This window comes from Microbacterium sp. NPDC012755, assembly GCF_042901325.1.
In the GTDB taxonomy this organism is placed as follows: domain Bacteria; phylum Actinomycetota; class Actinomycetes; order Actinomycetales; family Microbacteriaceae; genus Microbacterium; species Microbacterium natoriense.
The window spans coordinates 1911669-1924532 of record NZ_JBIBCT010000001.1 but is presented as its reverse complement, the minus strand read 5'-3'; the positions used below and the strand labels follow the sequence as shown (position 1 = coordinate 1924532).

General features: G+C 70.0%; 11 protein-coding genes. 6 read left to right on the top strand and 5 right to left on the bottom strand.

What is annotated here, in order from left to right; genetic code table 11:
• Positions 1-383: 383 nt before the first annotated feature.
• Positions 384-1160 (top strand): ABC transporter ATP-binding protein, encoded by a 777-nt coding sequence (locus tag ACFY5A_RS08875; RefSeq protein ID WP_387233265.1) that lies wholly within the window; start codon positions 384-386, stop codon positions 1158-1160.
• On the top strand, positions 1142-2734 hold the full coding sequence (locus ACFY5A_RS08870; protein WP_341940137.1) for a hypothetical protein: 1593 nt from the start codon (positions 1142-1144) through the stop codon (positions 2732-2734). Before ACFY5A_RS08875 ends, ACFY5A_RS08870 begins: the two co-directional genes overlap by 19 nt.
• A gap of 55 nt (positions 2735-2789) precedes the next feature.
• Here the strand turns inward: ACFY5A_RS08870 and proC are convergent, their stop codons facing one another.
• Entirely contained in the window at positions 2790-3629 is an 840-nt protein-coding gene (proC, locus tag ACFY5A_RS08865) for a pyrroline-5-carboxylate reductase (RefSeq protein WP_341940138.1), read from the bottom strand.
• Between the two features lie 59 nt (positions 3630-3688).
• On the opposite strand from proC, the gene ACFY5A_RS08860 reads away from it, so the two are divergent.
• Together ACFY5A_RS08860 and ACFY5A_RS08855 are read left to right on the top strand one after the other, a co-directional pair.
• The gene (locus ACFY5A_RS08860) at positions 3689-4660 is read left to right on the top strand and encodes a cation diffusion facilitator family transporter (protein ID WP_223587055.1); all 972 of its coding nucleotides are present in this window, start codon (positions 3689-3691) and stop codon (positions 4658-4660) included.
• Between the two features lie 2 nt (positions 4661-4662).
• Complete coding sequence (locus tag ACFY5A_RS08855) at positions 4663-5559, top strand: alpha/beta hydrolase (protein ID WP_387233261.1); 897 nt, start codon at positions 4663-4665, stop codon at positions 5557-5559.
• 105 nt (positions 5560-5664) lie between these two features.
• On the opposite strand, the gene tadA is transcribed toward ACFY5A_RS08855, so the two are convergent.
• Entirely contained in the window at positions 5665-6120 is a 456-nt protein-coding gene (gene tadA / locus ACFY5A_RS08850) for a tRNA adenosine(34) deaminase TadA (protein ID WP_387233258.1), read from the bottom strand.
• An 80-nt stretch (positions 6121-6200) separates the two neighbouring features.
• Here tadA and upp point away from each other — a divergent pair, with 80 nt between their 5' ends.
• Positions 6201-6833 carry a uracil phosphoribosyltransferase gene (gene upp / locus ACFY5A_RS08845; RefSeq protein WP_341940142.1) on the top strand — a complete coding sequence of 211 codons (633 nt, stop codon included), beginning with the start codon at positions 6201-6203 and terminating at the stop codon, positions 6831-6833.
• A gap of 218 nt (positions 6834-7051) precedes the next feature.
• On the opposite strand, the gene ACFY5A_RS08840 is transcribed toward upp, so the two are convergent.
• The 3 genes from ACFY5A_RS08840 to nadE form a co-directional block, all read right to left on the bottom strand.
• Positions 7052-7819 (bottom strand): hypothetical protein, encoded by a 768-nt coding sequence (locus tag ACFY5A_RS08840; RefSeq protein ID WP_387233255.1) that lies wholly within the window; start codon positions 7817-7819, stop codon positions 7052-7054.
• A gap of 3 nt (positions 7820-7822) precedes the next feature.
• Positions 7823-11293: a TM0106 family RecB-like putative nuclease gene (locus ACFY5A_RS08835; protein ID WP_387233252.1), complete on the bottom strand. Its 3471-nt coding sequence runs from the start codon at positions 11291-11293 to the stop codon at positions 7823-7825.
• Positions 11294-11355: 62 nt separating this feature from the next.
• Entirely contained in the window at positions 11356-12174 is an 819-nt protein-coding gene (gene nadE, locus ACFY5A_RS08830; protein ID WP_341940145.1) for an ammonia-dependent NAD(+) synthetase, read from the bottom strand.
• Between the two features lie 96 nt (positions 12175-12270).
• Between nadE and ACFY5A_RS08825 the strand changes: the two genes are divergently transcribed.
• Positions 12271-12828, top strand: coding sequence for a nucleosidase (locus tag ACFY5A_RS08825; RefSeq protein WP_105675477.1), 558 nt, complete (start codon positions 12271-12273; stop codon positions 12826-12828).
• The last annotated feature ends 36 nt before the right edge of the window (positions 12829-12864 follow it).

Below are 12864 nucleotides of genomic sequence, written 5' to 3'. Positions count from 1 at the left end.
ACCGGAACCCGGTCGATCATCCGGAAACGGGACGACCATCCAGCATCCCGGGACCCGGTCAACCGCCCCAAATCCGGAAACTCCAGCACCCGCCAACCAGAACCCGGCCGATCATCCGGAAACGGAACCCGGCCGATCATCCGGCATCCCGAGACCCGGCCGACCGCCCGAGACCCGTAAACTCCAGCACCCGCCAACCGGAACCCGGTAGATCATCCGGAACCCGGCCGACCACCCGGCATCCCGGAACCCGGCCGTTCATCCGGAAACGGGACGATCGCCGCGTCGCGACCGCGGGATGCCGAGGCGCGGAGGAACGCCCGGTCCGGATATCCCCCGCTCGGCGGATGCCTCTGTGTCCGCCTCCGTGGTGGGATGGGGGCATGACCGACCAGACAGCGGCCCCTCCCGTCCTCGCCCTCCGCGGCCTGCGCAAGCAGTTCGGCCAGAAGGTAGCGGTCGACAATCTGTCGCTCGATGTGCCCGCCGGCACCATGCTGGGCCTTCTCGGCCCCAACGGCGCGGGCAAGACCACGACGCTCTCGATGACGACGGGTCTGCTGCGCCCTGACGCCGGAACCGCCTGGATCCTCGGGGTCGACGTGTGGCAGAACCCCGCGGAGGCGAAGGCGCGCATGGGAGTCCTGCCCGACGGCATCCGGATGCTCGACCGCCTCACCGGCGCCGAGCTCCTGCGCTACAGCGGACTGCTCCGGGGGATGCCGGAGGCGGAGGTCGTGTCGCGCGCCGCGGAGCTTCTGGATGCCCTGGGGTTGACGGATGCGGGCGACACCCTCGTCGTGGACTACTCCGCGGGCATGCGCAAGAAGATCGGGCTCGCCTGCGCGCTGATCCACGCCCCTCGACTCCTCATCCTGGACGAGCCGCTCGAAGCGGTGGACCCGGTGTCAGGAGAGACGATCAGGCAGATCCTCCGCGCCTTCGTGGACGGCGGCGGCACGGTGGTGCTGTCGAGTCACGTGATGGAGCTCGTCGAGTCCATGTGCGACCGGGTCGCGATCGTCGCGGAGGGCCGTCTGCTCGCGGACGGCACGCTCGACGAGGTCCGCGCGGGGATGAGCCTGCAGCAGCGCTTCCTTTCGCTGGTCGGCGCGCACGAGCTCGGATCGGAGACGCTGTCATGGTTGCGCTCCTCGTAAGCCTGCGGTGGCGCCAGCTGGGTCATCAGCTCCGTCGCAACCCGTGGATGATCGTGACGCTGATCATCACAGGGATGATGGCGCTCGGGTTCCTCGCGCTGCTCGCGTTCGGTCTCGTCGCGATGCGGATCGCTGCCCCCGATACCGCCGTCACGGTCATGGTCATCACCGGCGCGATCATCGTCGCCGGCTGGTGGCTCGGATCGCTGCTCGTGAGCGCGGACGACTCCCTCGCTCCCGAGCGATTCGCACTGCTGCCGGTGACCGCCTCCGCGCTCCTCCCCGGAATGGTCGTCGCCGGCGCCACCACGATCGGCGGAATCGGCACCGCGATCGCCCTCGTGCTCATGCTGCTGGGGTGGTCGGTCAACGCGTTCGCCCTCATCGCCGGGCTCATCACGATCCCCCTGGCCCTCGCGACCTGCGTGCTCGGCGCGCGCGTCATCAGCGGGCTCCTCGCGGGGTGGCTCGCCCGGCGCCGCACCCGCGACCTGGTCGTGACGCTCGGCGTGCTGCTCGCGGCATCCTCCGGGCTGCTGATCAACCTCGCGCTCAGCGCCTTCCGGCAGATGGGCGATGTGGGATCGGCCTTCTCCGGCGCCGCGGACGCCCTCGCCTGGACACCGCTCGCCGCCGTGTTCGGCGTGCCTGCGGCGCTCGTCGACGGCGACATCGGCACCGCGGGACTGCGGATGCTGATCGCCCTCGCCACGGTCGTCGTGTTCTGGTTCGCGGCGCGGGCCCTGCTCGCGGCACGGCTGGTGGCCCCGATCCAGGGCAGCGGCGGCGGCCGGGTGCGCTCGGGCGGCCTCGTCGACCGGATGCTGCCCGCCACAGCGGTGGGAGCGATCGCCGCGCGCACGCTCCGCTACTTCCGCCGTGATCCTCGTCAGGTCATCAACGTGGTCATGATGCTGCTCCTGCCGGCGATCCTGATCGGGGTCGTCTTCATGAACGGCCTGCAGGACGAGCAGATCGGCTTCGGTCCGGTGATCACGCTGGTCCCCGCGATCAACGCGCTGATGATCGGCACCATCATGCAGATGGCGATCGCCTACGACAACGATGCGGTCGCCATGCACATCCTCACCGGGGTGAGCGGCACCGTCGACCGCTTCGGGCGACTGCTCGGCTTCGCGATCATCGCCGTGCCGCTCACTCTCGTGCTCTGCGTCGCCAGCTGCGTGCTGGCAGGACGTATCGACCTGCTGCCGGGAAGCCTGGGGGCTGCGCTCGGACTGGGGGCGGTGTCGGCAGGCGCCGGCGCGTGGGCGGGGAGCTTCCTGCCCGGGCGTGCGCCGGCCCCGGAGGCCAACCCGTTCGGACGCGGGTCGTCGGGCGGCGTGCAGTCGCTCATCGCGATGATGGTGATGTCGCCGATCACGCTGATCCTCGGCGCTCCGGCGCTCGGGTTCGCGATCGCCGCGTTCTGGGTGCCGCCGCTCGGCTGGGTGAGCCTGGTGTGCGGACTCGTGATCGGCGCCGCCGCCGTGTGGGGCGGGGCCGTCCTGGGCGGACGAGTGCTCGACGGCCGCTGGCCGCAGGTCCTCGCCGAGGTGTCGAGCGAGGCGTAGCCGCGGCGGCCACCGCCCTGATCTCGAGCGGTCCTCCGTCGCAGGGAGCCGTGGATCAGGCTCCGGCCGCGAGCTCCTTGGCGCGGGCCAGCGCCGCCGCGGCAGCATCGGCGAAGGTCCGGTCGAGGTGCGCATCCTGCAGCACCGCGATCGCGCGCTCGGTCGTGCCCTTGGGGCTCGTGACCCGGCGGCGCAGCTCGGCGGGGTCCTCCCCCGATGCGTCGAGGAGCGCGGTCGCCCCGATGAAGGTCTGCTCCGCCATCAGGCGCGCGTCGGCCTCTGCGAAACCCAGATCGACCGCCGCCGCTGTCAGCTTCTCGATCAACAGGAACACGTACGCGGGTCCGGAGCCCGAGATGGTGGAGAGCGCGTCGATCTGCGACTCCGGCACCTCGATCACGGCGCCGACGGTCTCGAACATGCGACGGACCTCGGCGAGATCGGACTCCGTGACCGCAGCCCCGGCGGCGAGTCCGGTGACCGCCTTGCCGACGGTCGCGGGGGTGTTCGGCATCGAGCGGATGACACGCGCCTCGGCGCCGAGCACATCGGCGAAGGTCTCCAGGGTGACCCCGGCGGCGATGCTGACGACGATCGCCTCCGGCTTCAGGTGCGGCCCGATCTCGCGGAGCAGGTCCGGCACCATCGCGGGCTTCACGCCGACGATGACGATGCCGGCGGATGCCGCGGCGTCGAGGTTCCCGGTCGGATGCCCGTCGAGGGCGATGCTGGTGACGCCCGGCATCCCCTCCAGCGTCGCCGCGCTCTGCGCGGTGCGGTTGGTCGCGGTGATCCCGCCGTCGACCGCGATGCCCGAGGCGACGACGCCGCGGAGGATCGCCCCTCCCATGGAACCGGCACCGAGAAAAGCGATCGAGGGAAGCGCGTCAGTCATGTCGTCATCCTACGGCGGCTCGCCGCTGATCCCTCGGGGAGGAGATCTAGACTCGTCCCATGAGTGCATCCGGCGGCAGCAGAGCAATCATCGCGGCGTTCCTGGCGAACCTGGGCATCGCGCTCGCGAAGTTCATCGCGTGGGCGCTGTCGGGCTCGGCCTCGATGCTCGCCGAGGCGATCCACTCCGTCGCCGACTCCGGCAACCAGCTGCTCCTCATGTTCGGCGGGCGCAAGGCTCAGCGCCAGGCCGACCGCGAGCATCCCTTCGGCTACGGCCGGGAGCGCTACGTCTCCGCGTTCGTGGTGTCGATCATCCTGTTCTCGGTCGGCGGCGTCTTCGCGATCTACGAGGGCGTCGACAAGCTGCGCCACCCGCACGAGCTCGACCCGGTGTGGTGGTGGCTACCGATCGTGGTGCTGCTCGTCGCGATCGTGCTCGAATCGGTCTCCCTGCGCACCGCGGTGAAGGAGAGCAACCTGGTGCGCGAGAAGGGGCAGTCGTGGGTGTCGTTCGTGCGCCGCGCGAAGGCCCCCGAGCTCCCCGTCGTGCTGCTCGAAGACACCGGAGCCCTCACCGGCCTGGCGTTCGCGCTGCTCGGCGTCGGCCTCACCGTCATCACGGGCAACCCGCTCTTCGACGCCCTCGGCACCGTCATGATCGGTCTGCTTCTCGTGGCCATCGCGATCGTGCTCGGCATCGAGACCAAGAGCCTGCTGGTCGGCGAGGGCGCGAACCCCGCCGACTACGACCGCATCGTCGACGCCGTCAACGAGGGTCCCGAGGTGGAGAAGATCATCCACATGAAGACCCTGTACCTCGGCCCTGACGAGCTGATGGTCGCGGCAAAGATCGCGCTGAGCGCCGACAAGCCGCTGCGCGAGGTCGCCGACGACATCGACGAGATCGAGGCGCGCATCCGTGCGGCGCTTCCGATCGCCCGCGTGATCTACATCGAGCCCGACGTGTACCGTCCGGCGATCGACCCGCAGCCGTCGACCGATGTGTTCGTGTTGAAGTCCTCGGACTGATCGTGCCGGTGCGGGACGAGCTGAGGTCCGCGCTCGCGCGCCCCGACCTGCCGGTCGAGACGCGGACGAAGATCCAGCACGTCCAATCCGTGCTGGACGCCGACTCGCAGGCGCGGCTGGAGTCCTTCACGATCCTCGACGGCCGACCCTACGCCGTCGTCTCCTTCGGCGATCCGAGCACGGCCGACCTCGTCGTGTACCTGCTGCACGGCATCGACACGGACCTCGCGTCCTTCCCCGAGTGGGCGGATGCCGCGCAGCGACTGTGCATCGACATCATCCGCACGTGCGTGGCGCGCGGCGAGCCGCGCAAGGTCGCGACCGTCGCCTGGTTCGCGTGGGACTCCGGAACACACGTCACGGCGCTCGCGACGAAGCACGCGACCATCGGCGCCGCCCGGCTGTCGGTCGACATCGATCGGCTGATCGTGCGGAATCCCGGCGCCCACATCGCCGCCGTCGCCTACTCGTACTCGACGACCCTGCTCGGCGAGATGTTCGCGCTGAACATCGCCGACGAGGTCCACACGGCGTTCTGCATCGCCTCGGCCGGCGTCACCCACGCCGCGAGCACGGCGATCGAGGACGCGATCGAACGAGAAGAGGTCGTGGTCTACGCCACCGAGGGCGCCGGCGACGGCGTCGCGCCGATGGGACGGCTCGGCAACCACCCGATCGATCCGCGCGACATCCGCGGCGTCATCGTGTACGACTCCGACGGCGGCGAGGCACCGGGCATCGACGGCGGTGTGGTCGCGGGGGTCCCCGTCGAGGGCCACGCCTCCCAGACCGCGGTCGACGAACGAGGCATCCGACACCCCGGCTATTTCGACGAGCGCGCGCAGTCGTACCTGACGCTGGTCGCTCGCCTGGCGGACGCCGTCACGACCGCTCTCTGACGCTGGCGCGGGGTGCCGGGGCAGAGCCCGGGCGGGTGCCGGGGCAGAGCACGGGGATCAGATCGCTCGGCGTGGTTGCGGGTACTGCGCTCAGCGTCGCTTCGCTCAGCGCCGCTGCTCGAAGAAGGAGCGGAGAAGACCGGTCGCGGCATCCGCCTCGACGCCCCCGACGACCTCGGCCCGGTGCGGCAGCCGGCGGTCGCGCAGCACGTCGTACATGGAGCCGGCGGCTCCGGCCTTGTCGTCCCAGGCCCCGAACACGACGCGCGAGATGCGCGACTGCAGGATCGCCCCTGCGCACATGACACAGGGTTCGAGGGTGACGACGAGGGTGCATCCGTCGAGATTCCAGGAGCCGATGGATGCCGCCGCTCCGCGGAGCGCGTTCACCTCCGCGTGGCCGGTGGGGTCGTGCGTGGCCTCTCGGTCGTTGCGCCCTTCGGCGAGAACGCGTCCTTCCGCATCGAGGACCACGGCTCCGACGGGGATCTCATCGGCTGCGGCGGCCTCGGCGGCGAGCTCCAGGGCACGCGTCATCGCACGGTCGTCGGCGGAGGTCATGGGATGAGCCTACGGCGCGCGGCGCGGGTGCCGCGGCATCCGATGTCGTGCGGGGCTGTGCGGCGCATTAGCCTGTATCCATGCGCGTTCACGTTGCCGACCACCCTCTCATCACCCACAAGCTCTCGGTGCTGCGCGACGAGCGCACCCCGTCGCCGGTGTTCCGCCAGCTCACGGAGGAGCTCGTGACGCTGCTCGCCTACGAGGCGACGCGCAACGTGCGGGTCAGCCCCATCGAGATCACCACCCCGGTGACGAAGACGATGGGCGTCAAGATCTCCGAGCCCCGGCCCATCGTGGTGCCGATCCTGCGCGCCGGCCTCGGCATGCTGGAGGGTCTCGTCACGCTGCTGCCGACCGCCGAGGTCGGGTTCCTCGGCATGGTCCGCGATGAGGAGACCTTCGAGCCGACGACCTACGCCGAGCGTCTCCCCGACGACCTCAGCGACCGCCAGTGCTTCGCGATCGACCCGATGCTCGCCACCGGCGGCTCGCTCGCCGCGGCGATCCAGTTCCTCTTCGACCGCGGAGCCAAGGATGTCACCGCGATCTGCCTGCTCGGCACCCCCGAGGGAGTCGCCGCGATCGAGGCGCTCGTCGGTGACCGCGACGTCACCCTGGTGCTGGGCGCTCTCGACGAGCGGCTCAACGAGAAGGGCTACATCGTCCCCGGTCTCGGCGACGCCGGAGACCGCCTGTACGGCACCGTCTGACCCTCGGGCCCAATTGCGGCTTCCGCGTCGCAGCAGAGCTGCGTTGGGGAGCAGGCGGAGGCGCCGCCGCGGAGCTACCAACGGGCCGGGTCTGAGACCGACGCTCGGGCAGGGCTGCAGAGCGGCGCCCGGTTCAGACGCTCGGGCACGCCCACAGAGCTGGGCACCGAGAGCGGGCGGAGGCGTTGCAGCAGAGCTGCGCTCGGGCGGGGCCGGAGTCAGACGCTCAGCCGGTACGCGCGCTCGTCTCCGTAGTGCCGGAATCCCGCTCGTTCGAGGATCGGCGCGGACGTCGAGATCCTGCCCTTCACGAGCGCGGTCGTCGCGCCGAGCTCGGCGCTCGCTCGGAGCCGCTCCGCCAGGACCGCCCGATACGCGCCGCGGCCTCGAGCCCGCTCCAGGGTCGCGGCACCCCACAGGCGGGTGAAGCCTTCGACGATCGTGCAGCCGCCGGTGCTCACGGCCTCGTCGTCGAGTCGGCCGAGCACGCGCACGCCTTCTGCGGCTTCAAGCCCGGCGACCACCTCCGCCAGCTCGATGCGCAGTCCGTCCTCGTCGAGCGGCGACTGCTCCCACACCGGCACGTTGATCGCGTCCACTTCGCGCACCTGCTCCAGCGTGCGGACCACCTCGGCGGTGACTCCGCTCGGAACGTCGATCGCGAGCTGATCGATCGCGAGGGCGAACACGGCGACCGTATCCTCGTGCAGGGCGCCGCGGCGGCGCAGCTCCTCCTCGAGATCAGGGCTGTCGGACGGATTCGTCCAGAAGGTCAACTGCGACTCGCCCCATGCTCGGGTCTTCTCGACAGCACGATCGAGAACCGCGGCGGCGCTCGACGGCGAGCTGACCTGGGAGCCGCGCACACCGCCTCCGAACCGTTCGGGGTACCTCACCAGCAGCAGGTCTTCCCGCACGTGCTCGCTGTCGCGCGGCAGCCAGGCCCAGGCGGCGGCCGCGCGAAGGATGTCGTCCGTCGTGTGCATCGTTCAGTCCTCTCCGGCGCCGACCAGTCGGGCGAACGCGCTGAGCCGTGCAACGCCCTCCGGCGTGTACGGCAGATCGTCGAGAAGCGCGGGCGAGTGGATCAGATAGGCGACGACCTGGGCGCGCGAGATCGCCACGTTCAGCCGGTTCTGCAGGAGCAGGAACTCCGGACCGCGGGGAGCGTCTCGCCCGCTGGATGCGGCGAGCGAGGTGATCGACACGACGGCCTCCTTGCCCTGGAAGTTGTCGACCGTGCCTACAGGGACATCGGGGAAGCCTGCGGTGGAGAGCGCGTCGTGCACGAGCTGACGTTGCGCGTTGTAGGGCGTGACGACGATGATGTCGGACTGTACGAGAGGGCGCGCCGTGGCGTCCGCGTCGTTGTCGGTGAACGTGCGGCCGAGGAGATCGGCCACGAGTGCGACGACCGCCTCCGCCTCTTCAGCGGACTGCGTCGCGTTGCCACGGTGGCGCAGGGGCAGGACGTGAAGGCCGGGATCGATGCCGGCGAGCGATCTCTTCTCGGTGCCGGGAGCAGAAGCCAGCTTGCCTGCGTAGGCGAGCGTGGAGACCGGGGCGGCGACGAACGGGTGCATTCTCCACGACCTCGCGAGGAAGTACCCGTACTCGGGCTTCACGACCGCGTCACCGTCCATGACCCATCCGAGCGCGGAGGTGTCGACCGGTTCGGGATGAGCGCCCTGGCTCACCTGGGGCAGCTGCTGGGGGTCTCCGAGCAGCAGCAGTCGCTTCGCCCCCGCGGCCACCGCGATCGTCGACGCGAGCGAGAACTGTCCGGCCTCATCGATCACCAGCAGGTCGAGGCCCCCGCGGCCGACCCGCTGAGTGTTGCTGAAATCCCAGGCGGTACCGCCGACCACGACGCCCTCACCGCTGTGCTCGGCGAGGAACGACGCCATCCCGCTCTTCGGGATCACCGTGTACGACGGATCGCCGTCATCGGACTTCGGCGCCTTGCCCACCTGCGAAGGAGACACGCCGTCGGCGACAACGCGCTCGAGCAGGGTCTCGATGATCGCATGGGACTGTGCGACGACTCCGACCTTGAAGCCGTGCTCGTTCACCAGCCGCGCGATGACCTGGGACCCGGTGTACGTCTTGCCGGTACCGGGAGGTCCCTGCACCGCGAGGTAGCTGTGGTCGAGATCGAGGATGCCGCGCACGATCGCATCGATCGTGTCGCCCCCCGCTTCCGGAAGCGGGGCTCCCGATATCGTGCGCGGAGGGATCCGCCGGAGGATGTCGGTCGCCGCGTCGTCGGGGAAGCCCGGTGCGGCCAGGTGCACGGCATCGGCCCACTCGTCGATCGCCCCCTGCAGCGAGACCACTCTCGGCGGCGCGGCCGGAGTCAGCGCGATCGGGAGCTCGTCCCATGTCTGCCCCTGAACAGCGGTCTCGGTCACGAGATATCCGTCGTCGAGCACCTCGGCGATCGTCACCGTGTGCGGCACGTGCACGACGCGTGAGGGCACTTCGGTGTCGAAGGGCGCGGGGACCTCGTACAGCGCGAACGGCTGCGATCCGACGCCGAGCGTCGTGCCCGGGGACACCTCGCCGCGGATCTCGATGTCGCGCGACATCACCCGACGCCCCTCGCCCACGCTCCAGTCACGGCTCACGGTCGACGAGAACCGATCGACGCGGATGACGTCTCTCATGCCGTCCCACATCGTGACCGGCTCACGGAGCCTCTGGAAGTGCGAGACCCAGAAGCTCTTCGCCTCCCGGGGGAAGTAGTCGATGGCCGCGGCGGCGATCCGGTGCACCTGACCGTCGCCGCCCGCCTCGACGTCATGCTCCGCGTCGCCGAGCAGGGCGACTGACCGCGGAGACGGCTCGTACATGACCTCGTCGGCCTGGTCGGGCGGCGCCGGGTGCACACCCTTCTCCCGAGCGATGTCGATCAGCCAATTGCGCAGACGCCGCGTCGACACGCAGTCGTAGCGGTTGTAGTCGGCGAGGTCGGCGAACACGGCATCCGCCTCGGCCTGCTCCCCCGCGGCCGCGAGCTCCCGCGCCGCGACGTACTGGACGATCGAGTCGTCGCCCTTCTGCACGTCGCTCGTGCGCACGTCGGCGCCCATGTAGAGCGGTTCGAGCTTCTTGATCGAGTACGAGCGCGACCCGACGCGCACCGTGCGCAGCACGAGCGGGTAGAGGTCGACGAACACGCCCTCTCTGAGGAGCCGATCGACCTCGCCCTCGCGCACGCCGTGCCTGGCCGCCATCGCGACGAGGTGCGAGGTCTCGTACGGGGCGTAGTGGTAGATGTGCATGCCGGGGTGGGCGGCTCTGCGCACCTTCACGAAATCGAGGAAGTCCTCCAGAGCCCTCTTCTCCGCGGCGAAGTCGTGCGCCCACAGCGCGGTGTACTGATCGAGGTTGTCGACCCAGCCGAAGAGGTAGTCGATCCCCCACTCCGACTCCCCCGCCGGCGCCGGCTCGGTGTAGAGCGGGTCGCCCTCGAAGTCGAAGAAGATGTCGCCGTGGCTCGGAACAGGGAGCGTGTGGATCGCCGCCGCGTAGTGCACGTCGAACGTGGGAGTCCCCGCCGCATCTGCCTGCAGCTGGAGTTCGGCCTGCGCACGGAGCGTCGCGAACGTGTCGGGATTCATGCCCTCCGGCGCATCGGATGCCGCGGCGAGCTGATCGATCGTCTCGATGCCCGCTGAGCGCAGACGAGCGCGCTGCACCGGCCGCATGCGTGCCACCATGAGCAGATCCCTGTGCGCCAGCACCTGTTCCTCGCACGTGGCGCAGCGGCCGCACGCGACGACGTCGAGATCGCCGCGGTCGTCTCCCCACGCGAGCGGAGCCCCGGCCGAACCCTCCGCGATCCGACGATCGGCGATCAAGGCTCGCAGCCGCGCACGCCGCACGCGGAACAGCGGGAGGAGGTCATCGACCCGGTGCGTGCTCCGCGTGCCGTCGCCGAGGATGAGATCGACCTCGTCGGATCGGGGGATGCCGAGGCGGTCGAGCTGGTCGACGTATGCCGCGAGCTGCATGAGCGCCGTGACCCGCGCCTTGCGGGCGAGCTTGGAGTCCTCCACCCGCCACCGGCCGTCGGGATCGCGCCGCAGGAAGTCGGCGAACCCGACGAACTCCTCGGTCGCGAACGCCGCCTGGAAGATCACCCGGGCGTCGGAGGACAGCGCGACGATCGTCTCGGCGACCACGCCGGCGAGCGCGTCGGCATCCACCGACGACACCTTCGCGACCTCGTGAACGCCCTGCCCGAACTCGGCCACGTAGTCGGCGAGGACCTTCTGCTCGTGGACGTCTCCGAGACGGGCGGCGCGGGCCAGCGTCGCGTCCTCGGGCTCCTCGACCGCGGGAACGCGGCCGAGCTTCGCGTCGATCGCTCTGCACCACGCGAACTCGCACTCGGCCGCGGCCTTGAGGTCGCTCGCGCTCCAGATGACGCGCTGCGCCTGAGTGTCGATCCGCACGATGCTCCCGTTCTGTCGGATGCTTCGACACTAGCCGCGGCATCCGACATCACAGGACGCGCTCAGCGCCACCAGGTGTCGTCGGGGGTCACCGGAAGGTGCCGCTTGTGCTGGGTGCCGAGGTACTTCGCCTCGATGCGCCCCGCGACGTCGGGAGCGACCTCTCGGCCTTCCAGGAAGTCGTCGATCTGCTCGTAGGTGAGACCCAGCTCGTCCTCGTCCGCACGGCCGGGCTGCCCGTCGAGCAGGTCGGCCGTCGGCACCTTGAATGCGAGGCGGTCGGGGGCTCCGAGCACCTGCAGCAGCGAGCGTCCCTGACGCTTCGTGAGGCCCGAGAGCGGCAGGATGTCGGCCGCACCGTCTCCGAACTTCGTGTAGAAGCCCGTCACCGCCTCCGCCGCGTGGTCGGTGCCGATCACGAGCAGTCCGTCGTGACCGGCGAGCGCGTACTGCGTCACCATCCGGACGCGGGCCTTGATGTTGCCGCGATTGAAGTCGCTGATGTCGCTGGTGACGGCGAACTCGATGTCCTCCTCGACGCCGTCGACGCCGTTCTGGATGTTGACCTCGACCGAGGAGTCCGCGGAGATGAACTCCAGCGCAGCCTCGGCATCCGCCGCATCCTGCTGCACGCGGTAGGGCAGACGCACCGCGAGGAACTTCGCGTCACCGCCCTCGGACCGCACGCGCTCCACGGCGAGCTGCGCCAGCCTGCCGGCGAGCGTCGAGTCCTGGCCGCCCGAGATGCCCAGCACGAAACCGCGGGCTCCGGTGGTGCGCAGGTAGTCGACGAGGAACCGCACCCGCCGCTCCACCTCGGCCTCGGGATCGATCTCGGCCTTGACGCCGAGGGCTTCAGAGATCTGCTGCTGCAGGGACACGGGGACTCCTCACTCGTTCTCGACCCAGTATCCCCCCTGCGTGTTACGAGGGGATGACACATGCTTCTACCAGGTGCGACCTGAAAAGATGAGGCAGTGAAACTTCTCGTCGCCGCCCTGAGCTCCGAACTCGCCGCTTTCCCCGACACCCTCCCCGGTTTCGACCGTCTCGTGACGGGCCCCGGAAAGCTGCAGGCGACGTACGCCCTCACCCGCGCGCTCGACGCGAACAGCTATGACGAGATCGTCGTCGTGGGCACCGCCGGCGCGATCGACCCCGACCTCGCCGACGGCGTGCACGAGGTCGGCGAGGCCTTCCAGCACGACGTCACCGATCTCGACGGCATCTCCGGACAGCACGTCTCGCTGCCCGCGCGGGTCTCGACCGGCCGTGACGGGGTCCTGATCGCGACCGGCGATCACTTCGTCGACGACGCGGAGGTCACCGCCGTGATCCGTCCGACCGGCGCCGCTCTGGTCGACATGGAGACCTACGCCTACATCTGGGTCGCCGCACAGTTCGGCGTGCCGATCCGCGTCTTCCGTGCGGTCTCCGACAGCGCAGAAGACGGTGCGCTCACCGACTGGCGCGAGGCCGTCGCACGCTGCAGCGCCCAGCTGCGGACCTTCATCCGCGAGGAGTACGGGGTCTGATCGGCTCCGTTCCGGCGAGCAGCGTCCGGAAACGGA